Source organism: Acinetobacter sp. UC24323, assembly GCF_024151445.1.
GTDB lineage: Bacteria > Pseudomonadota > Gammaproteobacteria > Pseudomonadales > Moraxellaceae > Acinetobacter > Acinetobacter baumannii.
Genome location: NZ_JAHIBY010000009.1, coordinates 155,701 through 177,282 on the forward strand (window position 1 = coordinate 155,701; position 21,582 = coordinate 177,282).

The following is a 21,582-nucleotide window of genomic DNA, read 5'->3' on the forward strand; positions in this document are numbered from 1 at the left end:
TATACATTTAAAAACGTGTAACTGATTGAGTTATGCTAGAATGCCCCCAAATCTTTTGATTAAAATCACCGATCTCAACCAGAGATCAGATCAATTATTTTGAGTCAAACTCGTATGCCTAATCCTACAGATTTCCAAAGCAGTGCTTTAGCGACATTGCGCATTGAGCAACAAGCCATAGATGTATTAGCAACACAAATTGATGACCGTTTTAATCGTGCTTGTGAAATATTATTACAATGCAAAGGTCGTGTTGTGATCACAGGTATGGGTAAATCTGGGCATATTGGCCGAAAAATGGCAGCGACATTTGCTTCGACAGGCACGCCGTCTTTCTTTATGCATCCTGGTGAAGCAGGACATGGTGATTTAGGAATGCTTGTTCGTGGCGATGTACTTATTGCAATTTCCAACTCAGGAAAAAGCGATGAAATCATGATGTTGATGCCACTCATTAAGCATCTTGGTGTACCTCTTATTACGATTAGTCGTGATGATAAAGGCCCAATGCCGCAAAATGCAGATATTGCTTTAACTCTGGGTGAGTCTGACGAAGCATGCCCTTTAGGCTTGGCGCCTACTTCAAGTACGACAGCGACTTTGGTTTTAGGCGATGCTTTAGCAGTTGCTTTACTTGAAGCTCGTGGTTTTACTGCTGATGACTTTGCACGTTCGCATCCGGCGGGTGCGTTGGGTAAGCGTTTACTGTTACATGTAAAACATTTAATGCATACAGGCGACGAGTTACCAAAAGTTTCACCTGATACACCAATGAATCAAGTACTTTACGAGATCTCAAATAAGCGTTTAGGTTTGACAACAATTGTTGATGAACAAGACCATCTACTTGGTATTTTTACAGATGGGGATTTACGTCGTCTCATCGATAAACAGCAAGGGTTTGATGTAAATTTACCTGTGTCTGAAGTGATGACAAAGAAACCGTCAACGATCTCTCAAGAAGCACGAGCTGTAGAAGCTTTACAACAACTTAACCAGAAAAAAATCAGTCAGTTTGTAGTAGTCGATGACCAGAACAAAGTGATTGGTGTAATTAGTATGCATGACCTTATTCAGGCAGGGGTGAATTAATCAATGGCATCGTATGCATTGTTAGAACAAGCACGTCATTTGCAGGCATTGGTTCTGGATGTTGATGGTATTTTAAGTGATGGCTTTGTGACATTAACCAACACGGGTGATGAAATTAAATCATTCGACATTCGTGATGGTTTGGGTATGAAACTTGCGCAACAAGCGGGTATGAAAGTCATCATTATTACTGGGCGAAAAAGTAATATCGTTGAAAAACGCATGTCCGATTTAGGTGTCGATCTAGTGTTCCAAGGCCGTGAAGATAAAGGTTCGGCGCTACGTGAAGCGTGTGCACAGTTTAATATCCTGCCTTCAGATTGCTTATATATGGGTGATGATTGGCCGGATCTTTCAGCATTTGCCATTGCCGGAATGAGTGTTACTGTTCCAAACGGGCATGAAGAAGTGCGCCGTCGTGCGGATTTGGTAACACAGGCGATGGGTGGCCGTGGAGCTGTGCGTGAAGTTTGTGATATGTTGCTGATCGCAAAAGGCATTTACCAAGAACTTCTTGAAAAATATCTTGCAGTACCGCATTAATAACAAGATTACTTAAAAAGGTAGGCTATTCCTGCTCATGGATACCAGAGTTTTATATATTGTTGCTGTAGTGGTTGCTGCTGTGAGTGGTGGTTACTACTACTATAGTGGCAAGGCAAAAAAACTGGACATTGGTTCGGCGAAGAATATGACTTATTCGGCGCAGGGCGTCCATTTGACTCAAACTGATGATAAAGGCAATTTGTATATTCGTGCTGAAGTTCGTCAGCTTGAACAGGATATGCAACAAAAAACGTCAAAGTTGGATCAACTCAATGCCACTATGTATAAATTAGGTAAAGTTGATGCAACATTCTTTGCTAAACAAGCTTATGGATATGATGATAATCAAAAGGTTGTGTTATCGGGTGACGTGGTAGCCACTAAGTTGGCACCGCAAGGAACCATTGAGTTTCAAACCGATGAATTAACTGGTTATCCAAAAACTAGAGACATTGAAACTAATCATCAAGTGACAGTTCAGTCTCCACAAGGCGAGTTTGTGAGCAAAGGTCTAAAAGCCAATTTGAATAATGGTCAGTACGAATTTTTTAATATTCGAGGAAAGTATGCACCAAAGTCTTAATTTAAAACGTTCTTCAGCTTTCCTAAAACAAGCTGCGGTAATTACATTCGTTGCTTTATCATCTGCTTCGACTTTTGCTTTGCCGTCTGACCGTAATCAACAAATTTCGTTAGTGGCAGACCGTGCAACTTATAATGAAAAAACCGGTTTGACAACTTATACGGGTAATGTCGTGATTGAGCAGGGCACCATGAAGCTTCAGGCTGACTCAATTGTTGCTACGCTAAACTCTAAACGTGAAATTCAAACGATCACTGCTAAAGGTAGACCGTCTAAGTTTCAGCAACAAATAAGTGCTGATAAAGGTATTGCACGCGGTGAAGGACAAACGATTGTTTATAATGCAGATACAGGCATTATTACCTTGTCTGGCGGTGCATATTTATACCAAGATGGTTCAAGTATTCGCGGTAACACCCTGAAATATAGTATGAATAAGGGTGATGTTGAAGCTCAAGGTTCTTCTTCAAACCGGGTACAAATCATTATTCCACCTTCAAGTTCAAAAAGTTTCCCAGGAGCGCGTGACTAATGCAGCAAGCTCTTCAACAACCGCAAACTTTGTGTATTAAACACTTAGCAAAAAACTATAGTAAGCGTTGGGTTGTCAAAGACGTCTCTTTTAGTATGCAAAGTGGACAGATTGTTGGTTTGCTTGGTCCTAACGGCGCTGGAAAAACCACCAGTTTCTATATGGTGGTTGGACTAGTGCGCATGGATAAAGGTGAGATTCATCTTGATGACCTAGATATGTCAGACCTAGCGATGCATGAACGTGCGCGTAAGGGTATTGGTTATTTACCTCAAGAAGCTTCTATCTTTAGAAAATTGACGATTGCTGAAAATATTATGTCGATCTTAGAGACACGTAAAGATTTGAATAAACAGCAACGTCAGCAGCGCCTTACTGAGTTATTAAATGACTTTAAAATTAGTCATATTAAAGATTCATTGGGAATGAGTGTATCTGGTGGTGAACGTCGTCGTGCAGAAATTGCACGTGCTTTGGCCGCAGATCCGAAATTTATGCTTCTGGATGAGCCGTTCGCTGGTGTTGACCCAATTTCAGTAGGCGATATTAAAGATATTATCCAGACCTTAAAGGATCGCGGTATTGGTGTCCTCATTACCGATCACAATGTTCGTGAAACTTTAGCAATCTGTGAACGTGCTTATATTGTAAGTGAAGGCTCGGTAATTGCCGAAGGCACACCACAAGAAATTTTAGACAATGAACAGGTACGTAAAGTCTATTTAGGTGATGATTTCACAGTTTAATTAAAGACATTAATCTGTTTGGTTAAAAAGAGGTCAAGGCCTCTTTTTTTATTTTTTAGTATTTTATAAATAAAAACAAATACATATATCAATCATTTAATGAAAAAATAATGTGTGATTTATTCCATCAATTATGCTGCTTTAGGTGAAAAACTATGTAGAATGTAGAAGCTTTTAAACGATAACAAACAAGATCAACAAGATAAGCATGATTGGATATAACCAAAGAAGAGTAAGAGGGATATGTAGAAAGCAGGCTTTCCTGAAAGGGCTTATGCTTTTAAGTACACTACATGTACCTGTCGTGATATACGCTGCTAAGCCAAGTGAGCAATACCACACCCTGAAAGAGAACTTGTCACAACTTTTTGTCCCTAAAAGTAGTGATGACTTTAAAGTTGCCAAAATGCACAAGCTTAGTAATTTTAAGCTAGACCGTTCTATTGTGCAGGAATTTCCTACTGTTCAACTTAATGATAATCGAGCTTCATCTTTTTCTAACTTGCCATCTAGAACGATGACATTGCAAGATGCGGTAAAAATTGCCATTCAGCGTAGCCCCGATATTTCACAATCTATTGCAACTTTAGCAGGTCAAAATTCAGGAGTTGATGTTGCTAAAGCCGGTTACTATCCCCAGCTTTCAGGAGGGATTACGACTGGTGATTTAAGCAGTGGAGAACGAGGTCGGCAGTTATTAACCTTAAGTGCTACCCAAATGCTTTATGACTTCGGTAAAGTCAAATCAGGTGTTGATGTTGAAGAAGCGAAAGTTCAGGTTGAACAAGCCAACGTCTTGGTTAGCGTTGATACTCTAGCTTTGGATGTTGCACAGACCATTGTGAATATTCAGCGTTATCTACAGCTTAATAAAATTGCTGAGCAGCAAATTGCCGGTATTCGACGTATTCAGGAAATTGCTAACCTGCGTGCAAACGCTGGTGTCGCGAGTCAAGCCGACCCAATTCAGGCGCAGTCATACTTACAGGCAGCGCAGTCTGCTTTGATTGCTCAGCAATCATTATTACGTCAATACCAACAGCATTTAAGAACCTTATTAGGTGCAGATGTTAGTCATACCGGATGGATTATTTCCGATGATCTCGTGAAGCAATCTGATCTTTATGGTGAACCTGAGTTTAATACCATTCCAAAAATGATTGCCGCGCAGGCAGGTGTTGAGGTTGCAAAAGCTCAAAAACAACAAACCCGTTTAACCCGATATCCGACCTTGGCTGTGAAAGGTTCGGTAAGTCAGGCGATTAATGGTAAAAACCCGAATAACGACAAAGATGACGGTTTATATAGTTCAGTCATGCTTGAAGCAACCAGTCAGTTTTACCAAGGTGGTGCTACAGCTTCACAAGTAAAAATGGCAAGTTATGCCGAAGAAGCTGCAAAAGCCAAAGTGAATTCGGTGTATATGGATGTTCTGGACCAAATTAGAACAAGTCGCGAACAGATTGAAAATAAACAGCGTCAAATGCAGGTTTTGGCAAGTCGCCAAGCAACAACGGTTCGTACACGTGAACTCTATCAAGAGCAATACAAGCTCGGTACGCGTTCATTGGTCGATTTATTAAATGCTGAACAAGCTATTCATAGTGCCAACTCAGAACTCGAATCAGCACGTTATGACATTTATAGCAGCATTGTTCAGTACATTGAAGCAACAGGACGTTCCCGCCAAGCCTATGGCTTAAATAATATTTCAATTCAGGGGTTCGAAGTACAACCATGATGACAAAAATAAATTACCAGCCTTGGCTACAGGCGGTCTTAACTATTGCTAAACATTATCGAATAGAGCCTTCAGAAGAAAGAATTCGCTTACAACTTGATTGGAACCAAAATCAGAATTTAGATAACGTCTTGCAGTTAATGACACGTCAAGTCGGTCTGAATCTTCGTAAGGCACCATTTTCCTTAGACTTACTCAACCCATGGCGTTTACCTGTCATGGTGGAGTTTAATGATGGTCAAGTCGGTGTAATCGATAAGGCCGATACACAAGGAAATGTGAGTATCCAGTTCAGTGGAGATCAGGGCCTTTCACAAAGTTTATCTTTAGACGCTTTAAAAACTACACTTAAAAATGTCTATATCTTGCGTCCTGAAACGTCTATTCCAGATGCACGTATTGACGAATATATCAAACCTTATGAAGCCAACTGGTTTTGGTCAATCGTTTTAAGAGACTGGAAACGCTACGTTGATATTATGTTTGCCTCGCTGATTGCCAATGTGCTGGCACTAGCAACCATTATTTTCTCGATGCAAGTGTATGACCGCGTGGTTCCTTCCCAGTCAATTCCCACTTTATGGGTTTTGGCGGGTGGTGTACTGATTGCCGCTCTTTTTGAGTTTACCTTACGTGTTTCACGAGTATATTTATCCGATATTATTGGTAAACGTGCTGACTTACGTGTGTCGGATCGTGTATTTGGCCATGCCTTAAGAATTAAAAATAAAGATCGCTCGAAATCTACAGGTAGTTTTATTTCCCAGATTCGTGAACTCGAAGGCGTTCGTGAACTGGTCACCTCAACTACAATTAGTGCGATTGCCGATTTTCCGTTCTTTTTCCTATTCTTAGTAATTTTTGCCATTATTGGTGGAAAACTGTTCTGGGTAATGCTACTTGTTGTGCCGCTTATGATCTTGCCAGGTATTTTGGTACAGAAGAAGCTGGCTCAACTTGCACAAGAGGGTATGAGAGAATCTTCAATTCGTAACGCAATTTTGGTAGAAGCGGTACAAGGTATTGAAGACATTAAGCTCTTACGTGCTGAATCACGTTTCCAAAACCAATGGAACCATATGAATGAAGTCTCAGCCGACATTGGTATGAGGCAGCGTAAAATTGTGGGTACCTTAATGGCTTGGACCCAAATGGTTCAGGGTTTAACTTATGCCATTGTGGTGTTAGTGGGCTGTTTTGCGGTAATGGACGGTGAAATGACCACAGGTGCGTTAGTCGCATGTTCAATTTTATCTTCGCGTATGTTAGGGCCAATTGCCCAGATTACGGGCGTATTAGGTCGTCTACAACAGGCAAAAGTTGCTAAGCAAAGTTTAGATGAACTTATGCAACGTCCGATTGATCAGGCCGACCGTTCACATCTGGTACACAAAGCTGTTTTAAATGGCGACTATGAATTAAAAAATATCTTGTTCCAATATGGGGAAGAAGATCCGAGACCAAGTCTTGCGATCCGCCATTTAAAAATTCGTGCCGGAGAAAAAATTGCGATTTTGGGCCGTAATGGTGCTGGTAAGTCGACATTACTTCAGCTTTTATCCGGTATGCAGGTTCCAACTCAGGGAGCTGTGCATTTAGATGGACTCGATCTTTCCTTAATTGATCCATCAGATGTGCGCCGAGATATGGGGCTACTCAACCAGAATGCACATTTATTCTACGGAACAATCCGTGAAAACCTGACTTTAGGTGCACCGCTTGCAACAGATGAAGACATTCTTCGTGCATTGGTGGTAACAGGTGCTTTATCTTTTGTTCAAGAGAAAAAAGAAGGCTTGGATTACTTGGTTTTAGAAGGAGGCGTTGGTTTCTCTGGTGGTCAGAAACAAGCGTTATTATTGGCTCGTTTATTGATTCGTCAACCGAATATTTTATTGCTTGATGAGCCGACAGCAGCCATTGATGATGTTGCAGAGAAACAATTAATTGATCATCTCAAAGGATGGTTAGCACACCGAACGTTGGTTGTGGCGACCCACCGCCGAGCTGTTCTTGAACTGGTCGATCGAATTATTGTCGTCAATGAAGGCAAAATTGTGATGGATGGACCACGAGATCAGGTACTTAATCAATCTACAGCCCAACAAAAACAAGTGAGCCAAGGGGGCAATTCATGAGCGAACAACAACAAGAACTTACCCGTTCAATGAATGTATCTTATAGTGAACCACCATTACCGCGTGCCAGTTTAGTCATCTGGATCGTGGGCATTGGTTTAGTGATTTTCTTTATCTGGGCATGGTTTTTTAAGCTTGAAGAAGTTTCAACTGGTACAGGTAAAGTTATTCCATCCTCTAAAGAACAGGTCATCCAGTCTTTAGAAGGTGGTATTTTAACTAAGCTAAATGTACAAGAAGGCGATATTGTCCAAAAAGGGCAAATTCTTGCTCAGCTTGACCCAACCCGTTTTGCTTCAAATGTGGGTGAGTCGAGATCTTTATTAATTGCAGCTCAAGCCACAGCAGCACGTTTACGTGCGGAAGTGAACGGTACACCACTGGTTTTCCCTGAAATAGTTGCACAAGATCCGAAGCTTGTTCATGAAGAGACTGCTTTGTATGAATCACGTAGAGCCGATCTTGAACAAACGCTTTCAGGATTAAGACAGGCTTTACAACTGGTTCAGCAAGAATTGGCCATGACAGAGCCTTTGGTTGCCAAAGGTGCTGCTAGTGAGGTTGAGGTTTTACGCTTACGCCGTGAAGCAAATGATTTGCAAAACAAGATGAACGATGCACGTAACCAATACTACGTTAAAGCACGTGAAGAGTTATCTAAAGCAAATACTGACACGCAAACTCAACAACAAGTTGTCATGGGCCGTAATGACAGTTTACAACGTGCCGTATTTAAAGCCCCTGTGCGCGGTGTGGTAAAAGAAATTACAGTGACAACGCATGGCGGTGTGATTCCACAAAACGGTAAGTTAATGACCATCGTGCCAATTGATGAACAGTTATTAATTGAAGCCCGTATTTTGCCACGTGACATTGCATTCATTCGTCCTGGTCAAGAAGCTTTGGTTAAGATCACGGCCTATGACTACTCAATTTATGGTGGTTTAAAAGGTAAGGTTACGGTTATTTCTCCAGATACCATTCGCGATGAAGTGAAACAGGATCAATTCTATTATCGTGTTTATATCCGAACTGACTCCGACAAGCTTTACAATAAAGAAGGTAAAGCATTCGGTATTACACCGGGTATGGTGGCAACTGTAGATATTCGTACGGGTGAGAAGACTGTACTGGATTATTTACTTAAACCATTTAATAAAGCCAAAGAAGCATTAAGAGAAAGATAAGAAAAAAGCCCCGAAATTCGGGGCTTTTTTATAGGTTTGCTTCTATTAAATTCACGTTATAATTTGATTTTTATTATGCTTTATTTCATTTATGGCTTTTACGATTGCATCACCCGTTACTTTTGAAGAAGAAATTAAAAAAAGTAGATTTCAGGCGATTGCTGCGCCAGTAGAAAATGAACAGCAAGTGAAAGAGTTTTTAGAATTAAATAAAGATATCTCGACCACACATCAATGTTGGGCATGGAAAATTGGGCATAACGTTCGCTTTAATGATGATGGGGAACCATCTGGTACAGCGGGACGCCCAATTCTGGCAACTATTGAAGGAAATGACCTGACTAATATTATTGTCATGGTGAACCGCTGGTATGGCGGTATAAAACTGGGAACTGGTGGCCTTGTTCGAGCGTATGGTGGTTGTGCCGGACAATCATTATTATTAGCTGAACGTATTGAACTGATTGCCAAGAAAACAATTCATTTTTCTTGTCATTTTAATGAGTGGGCCATTTTTCAGTATGAGCTGACACAGCAGCAAATTGAATATCAGGAAAGTTATACTGCAACAGGTGTCGATATTGAAGCGAGACTACAGGTTCACCAAATTGAACCACTCGCTCTAAAACTACGAGATGTGACTCGTGGTCGCGAAGAATTAAAAGTTGAGGAGGAATTGACTGATGACTGATTCTTTACTCAAGTACCGCGAGCAACATAAACACCGTTTAAATTATATGCCATGGCTATATTGGACATTGAAACCCAAACACCGTGTTTGGGCGGAAGAATGGCAAAAAGAATATCAGGCTTACTTAATGGATATGGAAACGGTCGAGATCGGGGAGAACTGTTTTATTTCACCGTTAGCCCATATTTTTGCCGAGCCAGGTCGGAAAATTAAGATTGGTGATAATTGTTTTATTGCGGCAGATTGTAGTTTGCATGGACCGCTTGAGATTGGTAATGAAGTTGCTATTAACCACCACTGTATCTTAGATGGCGGTCGAGCAGGGATAAAACTACATGATCAAGTTCGTATTGCTGCTTATTGTCACCTCTATGCATTTGATCATGGCATGCAACTCGACCGTCCACTTTATCAACAGCCGGTTCGCTCACAGGGTATCGAAATTGAAAAAGATGTTTGGTTAGGTGCGCATGTGGGGATTAAAGACGGGATTAAAATTGGTAAACATGCTGTAGTTGGCATGAATAGTATGGTGACAAAAGATGTGGAGCCGTACCATATTGTGGGAGGAAACCCAGCAAAATTTATCCGTTTAAGAGAATAATGCAGTCTCAAGAATGTAATAAAATGTTTGATCTTTAAACAAAAAAGTGGATTTTAATACATAAACCTTAACATACGGATTTTTATCTATGTTAAGTTAAAGCTAAGTTATAGAAAAATCTCCAAGGCAAATAGACCTGAAGAAGAGAGGCAAAAATGAACCGTGTTATTGCGTGTATTGACTCATCACCTTGTATTAATGCTATTGCAGATGCAGCGGCTTGGGTTGCGAAAGCAACTGGACGAGAGCTTGTATTATTACAAATTCTAGATTACTACCCGGCAAGTTATCACCTTGGTGAAATTAGTGGCGTAATCGGCTTTGAAAGCAATGCAATGTTACTTAAAGAGTTAGCTGAATTAGAGCAAAAACAAAGTGAACTCGCTTTAGATTACAGCAATAATTTACTCAGACATATTTCTGACTTAATTAAAGAAAAACACGGAATTACTTGCTCAAAAATTCAGGAAAAAGGGGATTTTCTAGAGCAAAGTTTTAATCTCTTACACGAAAACGATATCGTGATTTTAGGTCGCGTAGGCGAAAGAGCTGCCGAAAAACATAAACCGATTGGCAGCAATGTTGAAAACTTTATCCGCGGTGCAAATTGTACGGTTTTGACCATTGGTGAAAACTTCAAAGTACCGACACGTTTTATTTTCGCTTATGAATACTCTCCGACATGTCAAAAAATGATGCGCCGTATTGCGCAAAGTGACCTATTAAGGACTTTACAGTGCCATTTAGTCTATGTCGGTGACCATCCTGAAATATTGAATGAACCAGAGCATTACTTGAAACAAGCGGGGCTAGATGTAGTGACCGTTTATAGATACGGTGATGTGGCGCAAAATATTCTAGAGTACCAACAAGAACATGGTATTCAAATTATTGTGCTCGGCGCATTTAGCCATAGCAAAATACATCAGTTCTTCTTGGGAAGTATTGCAACCACGATTTTCCGTAACGCGACTGTACCATTACTTGTGGCTAAATGATGAGATTTGCATATAGTTATCCGCAAATCTTGTGGATAACTATATGGAAAAGCAGGGGTAATAAAAGTAATTTGTTGATTATAAATAATAAAATGAAAAAGATGATTTTTTAACCATTATTTCACAATTGCAATTGCAAAACCATCATGACCTTTTGAGCCAACCGTTTGTAAAGCTGTGCAAGACAAAATTTGCGGATGATTTTCTAGGGCTTTAAAGGTTTCACGTATGCCTTCAATACTTGGTTTTTTGTTTTCAGGATTCAAAATATCACCAGCACGAATGACATTATCTAGCACAATAATAGTGCCCGATTTTGAAAATTTGAGACTGAGTTCTAAATATTCCGGATAGCCCTGTTTATCGGCATCGATAAAGATAAAATCAAAAGGCTCAATCGATTGAGGGTCAATTGCGGAAAGTACATCGGCAGCACGGCCTAATTTAAGCTCAACTTTTACAGGCAGGTTGGCATGATCGATATTCTTTTGAGCCATTTCTGCATGAGTATCACGACCTTCAATGGTAAGCAAATAGCCATCTTCAGGCAGTGCACGTCCTAACCAGATTGTACTGTAGGCAGCAAAGGTCCCAATTTCTAAAACACGCTTGCACTTATTCATCTGAATGAGCATTTGCAAGAACATTCCTTGATTTGGAGCAACTGCAAGATGATTTGAAAAGCCGTGTTCGTCGGTATTTTTTAATGCAAAGTCGAGTCGAGGATCTTCGGGAATTAAATGTGAATCGATATATTCGTCAATGTCTGTCCACATCTGCTGCATAGTCAAATTTACCTGTATGTTGATAGGCGTATTTTAAACGTTTATGACTAGAGTGCAAAAATCTTCGATTCAAGAAATTTTGGTTGATTATAGAATGAGCAAATCCCCTTAAACTGAAGCGCATAAGGGGATTTATATTTTAGAAATTACACATTGATGTATTGCGGGTTAAGTCAGGTCCCCAAGTACGATAGCCTTGAGTATCAATATGGATTTGTCCTGAACTATATAATCCAATACCTAAATTTAAACTTTGGCCGTGCTGAGCCCAGAACTGACACAATTTAAACTTCGTATTTTCAATAAACGCATAGTCTTGTGGCTGTGGAACTTCTGGCCCAATACGGAAATCGATGGCAGAGTTAAATAAATGCTTAGAAGAACTTGCGCCGCCTGCACATTCATTTAAAGGTAAGTCTCGGTAAACTGAAGTTACCTCAAAGTCGGTTAAAACTTTTGCGGCAATAAGATATTTAAAGACACGTAAGGTCGATAAAGAATTATTCCAAAGTTCACGGTTAGGTACCGCATATTCTGAACGGCCACACTTCTGCCAATCACGAGCGGATCTTAATAATTCAAAACTTGGTACGATACCTGCCACATCATGACGCGCCAGGAATTTTTCATATTCGCGTACACGTTCATAATGATCGCCTGTATTTAACCAAGCGCGATAGGAAGCAGGTTCAACTTTAGGTGGAATAGGACGTTCGATAATAACGCGCTCTTGAGGAATAAAGATGCGCTTACCGCTTGGAGAGGTTTTGCCTGTTGTTGTGTGTTGAGGAGAGCTGGCGCAACCCACCATAATCGCAGGGATTATGCATAGGGGCAGCATGCTCTGCAAAAACTTCCGCATAAGAAAAATCAAAAGCTTATAAATATTGCGCCTATTTTAATGCAAAACAGTGCACAAATTACGAGGAATTTGCAATGAAATGTTTGAATAGGGTATAAAAAAGATCAGCGGTTGCTGATCTTTTTGAAATTATTTTTCTAGATACTGTAACTTATCTGGTTTGCCGTTCCATTCTTCGCGGTCAGCAGGTTGTTCACCAATTTGAGTAATGTTAGGCCACTTTTGAGAAAGTTCAGCATTTAATTCAATAAATACTTCTTGACCTTCTGGTAGCTCATCTTCAGAGAAAATTGCATTTGCAGGGCATTCTGGTTCACACAATGCACAGTCAATACATTCATCCGGATTAATCACTAGGAAATTCGGACCTTCGTAAAAACAGTCTACAGGACAAACTTCTACGCAATCTTGGTATTTACATTTAATACAATTTTCAGTGACAACAAAGGTCATGGCGACAGCTACCTAAAAAATATGGTTTCATTTCGAATAGCTTATTTTAGGCAAAAAAGGGGTAAACAAACAATTGCTTTTATTGATATTGTTTATTTATACATATGAAGATAAGTTAATACATTGATATTCAAAAGAATGTTTCAGCTTAAACAAGAGCTAAATTATAAAATCAGGATAATAATAAGTTTTATAAAACAATAGTTTAAATAATTTTTTTGTCATGAGTTTTAATGTCATTTGGGTCAAGGTATCTGTTTAAGCAGACACCTCAACTACAACATTTACTTTTAAATTTTGCCTCTATGCTGAATTGATATACAAAAAAATCGTCAAGTAATGAGCTTAAAGTGTACAAAGTAAATGGATGTCTTCTGGTTCAAGTTCCCATAATTGACGATCTGGGTGCTTTAATACGACCGCGCCATGCTTTATATAGAAATCTACTGTACGCTTACTTGGAGTGGCTGAAATATAAAGTTGATGGGCTTCCAATTGCTTGGCCGATTCTTTTGCCGCTTGCATCAGCTTTGCACCAATACCTTTGCCTTGTTGATCGGCATCGACGTAAAAATATTGCAGTAATTTTGCATCGGGATAATCAGTAATAGTCTGATTCGAGACTACACTAATGCCAGCCAACTGTTCAGACGCATCAAAAGCACCGATAAATAAAGCCCCTTGTTCATAGAGTTCTTTTAATTTGGGTGGATCATTTTCTAAATGATAAGCATCCCAATGTTTAACATCATAAAAACAATCTGTTAATTCTAAGTGTTCTTGCTTTTGTAAGTAGAGTTGGGTAATCAGTTCACGACGATTAATCTGTTGCCAAATTAAATCGATCTCTGTGTATTGTAGTGGCCTTAAGAAAATAGAAATTTTATTCTCCTTAAAGTAAGAGCAAACATGCCTATACACATGTTTGCTCAATGAGTGATTATGAATTAAGCGCTGCTTTTAGCTCATAAAGCTGTTCAAGTGCCTGACGAGGAGTCAGGTTGTCTACTTCGATTTGCTTAAGTAAATCGAGGGCAGGTGAAGAGACTTCAACTTCTATCACTTTCTCTATGACTTGAGTGCTTGGGGTAACTTCTGAATCTAAAGTTGCAAACAAATCACTTTGAACACTAGTTTGTAAGTGCTGCTGTTGTTGCTTCTCTAAAATACGTAAACGCTTCTGAGCTTCTTTAATCACGTTAGCTGGAATACCGGCTAATTTTGCAACCTGTAAACCATGACTTTGGCTTGCTGGTCCTTGTTGGACTTTATGCAATAAAATGAGATTACCGTTTAACTCTTGAGCAGTGACATGGTAGTTATCAATACCAGGTTCGCTACCCAACTCTGTTAATTCGAAATAGTGAGTTGCAAACAAGCAAAGACATTTAACGCGTTTGGTTAAATCAACCACACAAGCCCACGCTAAAGAAAGACCATCGTAGGTACTGGTTCCGCGACCAACTTCATCCATTAACACGAGCGATTGATTCGTTGCATGGTGCAAGATTTGTGAAGTTTCAGTCATCTCAACCATAAAGGTCGATTTGCCTGTCGATAAGTCGTCGGCTGAACCAATACGGGTAAAAATACGGTCGATTGGGCCAAGTTTGGCAGCTCGTGCCGGAACGTAACTACCGCAGTAAGCAAGCAAACTAATTAATGCTGTTTGGCGCATAAAGGTAGACTTACCGCCCATGTTTGGACCGGTAATAATTGCCATACGGTGCTGCACATCAAGGAAAGTATCATTTGGTGTAAATGGCGCTTTACTTAACGCTTCAACTACAGGATGACGGCCACCTTGAATCTTAATACCTGTCTCTGGTGTAAATTCAGGGCGTGCCCAGTTGTTTAAACGCGCTTGATGAGCAAAGTTTGCAATTACATCAATTTGCGCGATTGCTGAACTCATCATTTGTAGGTGAGCAATATTTTCACGAAGGTTTTCAAGTAAAGCTTCAAATAATGCTTTTTCACGAGCTAATGCACGCGACTCACTGGATAAAACTTTATCTTCAAAACTTTTTAGTTCAGGCGTAATGTAGCGCTCAGCATTCTTTAAGGTTTGACGGCGAATATAATCGGCAGGGGCTTGCTCGGCTTGAGCGCGAGTCAGCTCAATGTAGTAACCACTCACACGGTTATAACCGATTTTTAAGGTGCTAATACCAGTACGTTCACGCTCTTTTATTTCTAAATCAATGAGGAATTGACCTGCATGATCACGAATTTGGCGTAATTCATCAAGTTCAGCATCATAGCCTTCTGCAATTACATTGCCATCACGAAGTAATACAGGCGGATTTTCAACAATTGCAGCCATTAAATGTTGATGAAGCGATTTAAAGTCACCCAATTCCTGATCGAGCTGTCCTAATAACTTAGATTTCTTTGCTTGTACAACAGGTGCTAAAGCATTTCGTAAAAATGGAATTTGCGCGCAAGCATGACGAAGTTGAACTAAATCACGTGGTCGCGCACTACCCAGCGCCACACGACTAAGAACACGTTCAATATCCCCAATTTCTTTAAGCACCAGACGAACAGGGCTTTCATGGTAGCCTTGAATCAATTGCTCAATCGCATCTAAACGTGCATCAAGTAATGCTGTATCACGGACAGGCTGCATAAGTGTGCGGCTAAGTAAACGTCCACCCATTGCGGTTTGGCAATCGTTCACAAGTTGAAATAAAGAAGTTCCATGCTCAAACAAAGGTTCAATAATTTCTAAGTTACGGCGCGTGATTGGGTCGAGCGCAATAAAGTCAGTACTTTGTTCTAAAAGAATTGAACGGATATGAGGTAACGCCGTTTTTTGAGTTTCTTTGGCATAGTGAATAAGTGCTGCCGCGGCGGCTTTAGCTAAAGGTAACGGGTCTAGTCCGAAACCAGAGAGTGTTGATACAGAGAACTGGTCACATAAGGTTTTTTGCGCATTGTTTAAATTAAAATCGACATTTGGGCGCTTGGTTACCGGGCAATCTAAATGTTTTTTAATTTGTTCGATAATATTCGGGTCAACCAGATCTTCATCAATCAAAATTTCACTTGGCATGAGGCGAGCCAGTTCAATTGGAAGTTGTTCCGGTTTGTAGTCTTGTTGTTGAACTTTAAAAATACCCGCACTTAAGTCGAGTAAAGCAAAACCGATCTGGTTTTGATGGATACATAGCGCAACAAGGTTAGACGACTGATAACTTGTAAGTAGTGCGTCGTCGGTTAAAGTACCCGGTGTAAGAATACGAACAACTTTGCGTTCAACCGGGCCTTTGCCAGTAACTTCGCCGACTTGCTCACAAATAGCTACAGTTCGGCCGGCTTTTACTAAACGCGCCAAATAACCTTCGGCTGAATGGTAGGGAACACCTGCCATTGGAATCGGGTTGCCATTTGCTTTACCCCGATGGGTTAAGGTAATACCTAAAAGTTTGGCTGCTAAATGCGCGTCTTCAAAGAACAATTCATAAAAGTCGCCCATACGATAAAACAGCAACGCATGTTGATAGTCTTTTTTGACTTTGAGATATTGCTGCATCATTGGAGTGTGGTTGGAGAGATCAGCCATGATTTCAGCGCTATTCATGCGTAATAAACCCTTAAAAAAACGAAAAATCTACTTTTGGTTTATTAACCAATTTCAAGTCTTTAAAAATGAATGTAATTCAAGAAAAGTACAACAACTGGATGAACTTTAGAATCAGCATCCCTAGTATAAAGTGACTTCAGACCATTCCAGTGGTGCAATGGTAACAAATTTGAGTTAACGAAAAAAAGTGATCAAGCATTGAAATAGAGGTTGAATGTAGCAAGACATAAAAATAGAACAATTGGGTCTTTTAAGCCAAGGATTGAAAAACTTAAATATTCAACTCAAAGCTTACTTTTACGCGATCTAAAACAATGAGTGTTCTATAAGTTTTTACATCCTCATTATCAGCGAAATGTTTTCTAACTAAACTTTCAAAATGAGATAAGTTATTGCTCAGCATGATAATTATAAATGAGACTCCTCCATTCACGAAGTAGCACTGTTGAATTTCTTCAACAGAAGCAAAGTATAGCTTCGCTCTGTCCATAACTACTGAACGATCTTCGCTAAGGCGGACCTCAATAATGGAAGTAATTTTTTCACCAAATTTGAGGGGATTTAAGATAGCGCAATTTTTTAAAATAATTTCCTTTTCTTCCATCCGAGTTATACGCCTTTGTACAGATGCCACGGATAGACCGATTTTTTCAGAAATTTCTCGATGGGAAGTTTTATTGTCTTTTTGCAGTATTCTTAAGATCGCATAATCAAAATTATCTAAAGAAATCTCTGACATGAGTAAATCTCTCATTAAATATTAAATATAGAGTTATTTAATCGTTTTACCGTGAAAAATAGAAGAAATATATTGATTATAGAGAATTAAAATTTCAATCATTCCCAGAGCGGTAAATATGATGATTGAGACAAACTCCAAGCAAGGCATGGCATTTGCAGCCGCATTTTTATCTTTAGTTTCTGTACAGATCGGCGCAGCAATAGCAAAAGTCCTTTTTCCGATTCTTACTGCTGAAGGAGTCACCTTAACTCGACTTGCCTTATCGGCCTGTTTCTTATGGATAGTCTTTAAACCATGGCGACAGTGGAATAAACAGACCAATTGGAAAAATCTAATTATTTATGGATCAATCCTCACTTTAATGAATACATTGGTTTATAAAGCTTTTTCTTACATGTCTGTTGGGATTGCGATTTCCATCGAAGTGTTAGGACCACTTACGGTTGCTATTTTAATGTCTAAAAATAAATTAGATTATTTTTGGGGAGGATTATCTATTATTGGTTTGCTTCTTTTACCTATGGGCAATGCAAATAATAACTTTAGTTTTATTGGCATGACGTATGCTTTATTAGCCGCAGTAGGTTGGGGGCTGTATGTGATTTATGGCTCAAAAGTTGCACAAGGTGGTGGTAGCTCTGTTGCGACTGGAATGTTTATAGCGGCTTTATTTGCAACACCTTTAGGTGCATCTCACATTATCCATATTTTTGATAGTTATAAGATTCTTTTTATATGTTTACTTATGGCGATGCTAGCAAGTGCTATTCCATTTATATTAGATATGATTGCCATGAAAAAACTGCATCCTCGAGTTTTTGGGATTTTACTAAGTGCATCACCCGCAGTGAGCGCTTTGGCTGGATGGCTAATTTTAAATGAACGATTAAATAGTTTTCAGGTTCTAGGGATAACAATTATTATGGCATCATGTGCAGGTTGCTCTTATTTTTCTTATAAACGCAATAAGGTATAAGCCAAGACTTCTATATTATTAAAAAATAAATATTTCTGGTAAACATGAGATAACCCGATCAAAAATATGAGATGGATATCTCATGGGTTCTTTAGCTTTTAGCTCCAACCTCAGAACAACAAAGCTCACAACTTGGTCATTAGCAGCATAATTAAGCACACATGTGCATTATTTTAAATGGTCCTATTGATGAATTTAAATAATAAAAATATTTAACGCAAAAATTGTAATTCACTAATTTTTCTGCACTTAAAGGCTGTACCTGAGAGTCATAGGCATGTATCGTTAAGACATGATACTTTAAAATTATAGAGTGTTTAAAAAGCGGTATCGTTCAAGTGACCTAATCGGGCTATACCATTAAGGTGGTTAAAACTTGATCTCAAAATAATAAGTACAAATCACAATGGGAGAAATGATTACGTTTTATTGGTAAATATTGAAATGGAGTATCAATGACCAAGCTGGCTGGGGTCCTTTAAAGAAATATTTACGGTTGGTTTATTTATGATAACTTCGTCTTACTTTAAAAAACACAAGAAAAATTACCGCTCCCTAAAGGACCAGCAGCTTACAATTGCAGCCAAAGCAAATATCTTTATTTGTATTATTTTTTGCTTGTTTTGGACTATATATTTTGCATTTGCCCAAATGTGGGTGATTGTTTATATGGATATCTGTTTCACACTAATTTCCATATTTAGTTTTTTTCTTATTTATATAAACCGTATTTCGGCAGGGATACTTTTATCACAAGCGGTTCTACTGGTTTTTCCAGTTGTCTTTTGCTTATTTTTCGATGTCGCTACGCCTGATCGCCCTCGAGTGGCCCATTTGTTTTTACCTGCCGGAGCGATATTGGGGTATTTGAATTACCGTAGAGAGCCAAGCTTCTTACAAATTGTTTTAATTTTACTTTCGATTGGCTGCTTTATATTTTTCAGTGGCAGCTCTTTTACTCTCGATAGTGCCATACCTTTATCAGAAGATATTCGTGATCATGGTGGGTGGATAGCCACTTGTGTCGCTACTCTTATGATTTGTATTTCAATTTATACCATGCAATTAGAAATACAAATAGAAAGCAGTATGGAGCACAATCTACGTTTGGCACTCACTAAACAACAATTTGAGCTTTTTTATCAGCCTCAAGTTAATTCGTCAGAAAAACTGATTGGTGCGGAAGCCTTGTTAAGATGGCATCATCCGGTTTTAGGATATATTCCAACAAAAGAGTTTATTCCGGCAGCGGCAACTTTTGGGTTAATGCCAGAGATCGGCGAGTGGGTATTGGACCAAGCCTGCCAAGTTTTACAGGACTGGAGTAAAAAAGAAGAGACCAAAGATCTTACGCTTTCAATCAATATTAGTGCTGATCATTTTATGCAATCTAACTTTGAGCACACGGTGATTGGTCTGGTTCAGCGGTATGACTTCAATCCATCTCGGCTCATATTAGAAATTACTGAAAATATTGCTTTAAATAATTGTGCGAGCATGATCGAAAAAATGCACTTCTTGTCTAAGCATGGTATTCAGCTTTCACTTGATGACTTTGGTACAGGGTATTCATCCTTAAGCTATTTACAAAAAATGCCAATTAAACAAATTAAAATTGATCGTAGCTTTGTACAGGCAGCTTTAGATGATAAACGCAGCAATAAATTAGTGACGGGTATTATTAAAATTGGCCTAGATTTAAACCTTCGCGTGTTGGTAGAAGGAATAGAAACGGCTGAACAGTTTAGTGCTTTTAAAAGTAATGGTTGTACCGAGTTTCAGGGCTATTTATGGGGCTGCCCAATGTCTTTAAATGAGTTTATCAAGCAATTGTCCATCAAGACCGATAAAGAATAAATCGGAGCACTCACCAGTACTGTTTAGCAGTTGTTTGCTAGAATTGAGTCTAATATTAAGACACACTTTACAAACGTATGTAGAGTGCGAGTGTGTTAGGATGAATTTCTATACCTCTAGATATTTACAATATGACGAAACCTGAAGCGCAGTATCAATCAGGGCAATTTCAATTTTCCTTTCTATCATTAAAATATTGGGGTATCTGGTTCACAGCTTTTATTCTAATGTTTCTTGCGTACTTGCCTTGGGCAATCCAGTGGCGCTTAGCAAAACTATTTTCAAAAATTGCTTGGACACTATTGGGTTCTAGAAGGAAAACGACTTTAAGAAATTTAGGTGCATGTTTTCCGGAAAAAACACCTGAGCAAATTGAAGCCAAGGCTAAGTCGGTTTTTACCGATACGATGATTGGTATATTTGAAGCCTTAAATGCTTGGTATTGTCCTGTATGGTTTAAAAAAAGAGTTCATATAGAAGGCTTGGAACATCTAAATGACAATCAGGATCGCGGCATTCTGCTGTTAGGCACGCATAGCACATTACTCGATGCCGGAGGTGCTGCATGTACACTATTCTTTGATATGGATGTGGTGTATAGACCTCAAAATAATCCTTTCATGGATTTCCTCATTCATCGTAGTCGCGCTAGGGTTTATAAAAATCAGATTGCAAAAGACAACATGCGTAGCTTAATTGAAAAACTCAAAAATGGTCATGCAATCTGGTATAGCCCTGATCAGGACTTTGGTTTAAAGCAAGGTGTCATGGCTTCATTCTTTGGAATACAAGCAGCCACAGTCACGGCACACCGAAGACTCATGGATATTTCAAACGCTGTTGCAATACCTTTATATTTTTACAGAAGTGGGGATATTCGAGATCCTCAATACAATGTACTGGTAGAACCTAAACTTGAAAATTTTCCTGGCGAATGCGAAGTGAATGATGCTGAACGCGTCAATAAAATTATTGAAAACCAGATTCGGATCGCCCCAACACAATATATGTGGTTTCATAGAAGGTTTAAAACTCGTCCTGCTGGTGAAGCGAAGTTTTACTGATTTTGTTATGCATTTTTATACAGTCAACTGAGAGATTTAAAGGCCTTTAAACCGAGACTTTATAAATCCCAAATTAATAATAAATTTTAATTATTTATCCTTACTTTTTAATGATCTATTTTAAAACAAATGTCATTTTGTGTGCTTGACTGTAATAGGGCAGAGCACTATCCTTTGCCTGCTGGCCACATTGCCAGTCGGTTTTAGCAGGCCGTATTTACCCAAAGCACACGAAAAAGTCTCTCTTTTTTGTGGGCATCCCTACGTGCCCCCTCTGCGGCGGAATGATCTGCCCCCATAAAGTTGGACAGTTAGTTAAGCAGTTTTTATAAACTGGTTTCTATATTGTACAGGGGATAAACCTTGTAGCTTCACCTTGATTCTCTCATGATTATA

Annotated in this window: 21 protein-coding genes; 14 read left to right on the forward strand and 7 right to left on the reverse strand. The window is 39.2% G+C overall.

Annotated elements, in window-relative coordinates; all coding sequences use genetic code 11:
• Positions 1 to 114: 114 nt before the first annotated feature.
• From KNQ97_RS13770 to KNQ97_RS13820, 11 genes are all read left to right on the forward strand, one after another.
• Complete coding sequence (locus KNQ97_RS13770) at positions 115 to 1,092, forward strand: SIS domain-containing protein (RefSeq protein WP_001133552.1); 978 nt, start codon at positions 115 to 117, stop codon at positions 1,090 to 1,092.
• A gap of 3 nt (positions 1,093 to 1,095) precedes the next feature.
• Positions 1,096 to 1,635 carry an HAD family hydrolase gene (locus tag KNQ97_RS13775; RefSeq protein WP_000179337.1) on the forward strand — a complete coding sequence of 180 codons (540 nt, stop codon included), beginning with the start codon at positions 1,096 to 1,098 and terminating at the stop codon, positions 1,633 to 1,635.
• Positions 1,636 to 1,672: 37 nt separating this feature from the next.
• Complete coding sequence (lptC, locus tag KNQ97_RS13780) at positions 1,673 to 2,221, forward strand: LPS export ABC transporter periplasmic protein LptC (protein WP_000381220.1); 549 nt, start codon at positions 1,673 to 1,675, stop codon at positions 2,219 to 2,221.
• Positions 2,205 to 2,753: a lipopolysaccharide transport periplasmic protein LptA gene (gene lptA, locus KNQ97_RS13785; protein WP_000554244.1), complete on the forward strand. Its 549-nt coding sequence runs from the start codon at positions 2,205 to 2,207 to the stop codon at positions 2,751 to 2,753. Before lptC ends, lptA begins: the two co-directional genes overlap by 17 nt.
• Positions 2,753 to 3,499, forward strand: coding sequence for an LPS export ABC transporter ATP-binding protein (lptB, locus tag KNQ97_RS13790; RefSeq protein WP_001183458.1), 747 nt, complete (start codon positions 2,753 to 2,755; stop codon positions 3,497 to 3,499). Before lptA ends, lptB begins: the two co-directional genes overlap by 1 nt.
• Before the next feature lie 274 nt (positions 3,500 to 3,773).
• Entirely contained in the window at positions 3,774 to 5,240 is a 1,467-nt protein-coding gene (locus tag KNQ97_RS13795; protein WP_000927323.1) for a TolC family protein, read from the forward strand.
• Positions 5,237 to 7,378 carry a type I secretion system permease/ATPase gene (locus KNQ97_RS13800; protein WP_000988402.1) on the forward strand — a complete coding sequence of 714 codons (2,142 nt, stop codon included), beginning with the start codon at positions 5,237 to 5,239 and terminating at the stop codon, positions 7,376 to 7,378. The genes KNQ97_RS13795 and KNQ97_RS13800 overlap by 4 nt, the downstream gene beginning before the upstream one ends.
• A complete protein-coding gene (locus tag KNQ97_RS13805; RefSeq protein WP_000003555.1) occupies positions 7,375 to 8,565 on the forward strand; it encodes an HlyD family type I secretion periplasmic adaptor subunit in 1,191 nt (396 codons plus the stop codon). The genes KNQ97_RS13800 and KNQ97_RS13805 overlap by 4 nt, the downstream gene beginning before the upstream one ends.
• A 91-nt stretch (positions 8,566 to 8,656) precedes the next feature.
• Positions 8,657 to 9,256, forward strand: coding sequence for a YigZ family protein (locus KNQ97_RS13810; RefSeq protein ID WP_000885988.1), 600 nt, complete (start codon positions 8,657 to 8,659; stop codon positions 9,254 to 9,256).
• On the forward strand, positions 9,249 to 9,860 hold the full coding sequence (locus KNQ97_RS13815) for a chloramphenicol acetyltransferase CAT (RefSeq protein WP_000132356.1): 612 nt from the start codon (positions 9,249 to 9,251) through the stop codon (positions 9,858 to 9,860). The genes KNQ97_RS13810 and KNQ97_RS13815 overlap by 8 nt, the downstream gene beginning before the upstream one ends.
• 155 nt (positions 9,861 to 10,015) lie before the next feature.
• Positions 10,016 to 10,858: a universal stress protein gene (locus tag KNQ97_RS13820; protein WP_001082436.1), complete on the forward strand. Its 843-nt coding sequence runs from the start codon at positions 10,016 to 10,018 to the stop codon at positions 10,856 to 10,858.
• Between the two features lie 116 nt (positions 10,859 to 10,974).
• Here the strand turns inward: KNQ97_RS13820 and KNQ97_RS13825 are convergent, their stop codons facing one another.
• The 6 genes from KNQ97_RS13825 to KNQ97_RS13850 all read right to left on the reverse strand — a co-directional run bounded on the left by KNQ97_RS13825 (position 10,975) and on the right by KNQ97_RS13850 (position 17,286).
• The gene (locus tag KNQ97_RS13825; protein ID WP_001186837.1) at positions 10,975 to 11,643 is read right to left on the reverse strand and encodes an O-methyltransferase; all 669 of its coding nucleotides are present in this window, start codon (positions 11,641 to 11,643) and stop codon (positions 10,975 to 10,977) included.
• Positions 11,644 to 11,782: 139 nt separating this feature from the next.
• Positions 11,783 to 12,505 (reverse strand): D-Ala-D-Ala carboxypeptidase family metallohydrolase, encoded by a 723-nt coding sequence (locus tag KNQ97_RS13830; RefSeq protein WP_001986294.1) that lies wholly within the window; start codon positions 12,503 to 12,505, stop codon positions 11,783 to 11,785.
• Between the two features lie 129 nt (positions 12,506 to 12,634).
• Entirely contained in the window at positions 12,635 to 12,958 is a 324-nt protein-coding gene (gene fdxA / locus KNQ97_RS13835) for a ferredoxin FdxA (protein ID WP_000144889.1), read from the reverse strand.
• A 345-nt stretch (positions 12,959 to 13,303) separates the two neighbouring features.
• Positions 13,304 to 13,834, reverse strand: coding sequence for a GNAT family N-acetyltransferase (locus KNQ97_RS13840; protein WP_049081181.1), 531 nt, complete (start codon positions 13,832 to 13,834; stop codon positions 13,304 to 13,306).
• Between the two features lie 64 nt (positions 13,835 to 13,898).
• Complete coding sequence (gene mutS, locus KNQ97_RS13845) at positions 13,899 to 16,544, reverse strand: DNA mismatch repair protein MutS (protein WP_001083263.1); 2,646 nt, start codon at positions 16,542 to 16,544, stop codon at positions 13,899 to 13,901.
• 274 nt (positions 16,545 to 16,818) lie between these two features.
• Positions 16,819 to 17,286 (reverse strand): Lrp/AsnC family transcriptional regulator, encoded by a 468-nt coding sequence (locus KNQ97_RS13850; protein ID WP_021510503.1) that lies wholly within the window; start codon positions 17,284 to 17,286, stop codon positions 16,819 to 16,821.
• Positions 17,287 to 17,404: 118 nt separating this feature from the next.
• Between KNQ97_RS13850 and KNQ97_RS13855 the strand changes: the two genes are divergently transcribed.
• The 3 genes from KNQ97_RS13855 (at position 17,405) to KNQ97_RS13865 (ending at position 21,186) form a co-directional block, all read left to right on the forward strand.
• A complete protein-coding gene (locus KNQ97_RS13855) occupies positions 17,405 to 18,265 on the forward strand; it encodes a DMT family transporter (protein WP_253612365.1) in 861 nt (286 codons plus the stop codon).
• A 507-nt stretch (positions 18,266 to 18,772) separates the two neighbouring features.
• A complete protein-coding gene (locus KNQ97_RS13860) occupies positions 18,773 to 20,122 on the forward strand; it encodes an EAL domain-containing protein (RefSeq protein WP_000633307.1) in 1,350 nt (449 codons plus the stop codon).
• 131 nt (positions 20,123 to 20,253) lie between these two features.
• Positions 20,254 to 21,186, forward strand: coding sequence for a lauroyl acyltransferase (locus KNQ97_RS13865; protein ID WP_253612366.1), 933 nt, complete (start codon positions 20,254 to 20,256; stop codon positions 21,184 to 21,186).
• A gap of 315 nt (positions 21,187 to 21,501) precedes the next feature.
• Here KNQ97_RS13865 and KNQ97_RS13870 read toward each other — a convergent pair.
• Positions 21,502 to 21,582 (reverse strand): IS3 family transposase (locus KNQ97_RS13870; RefSeq protein WP_139844455.1); only part of this gene is annotated, 81 nt, incomplete at its 5' end.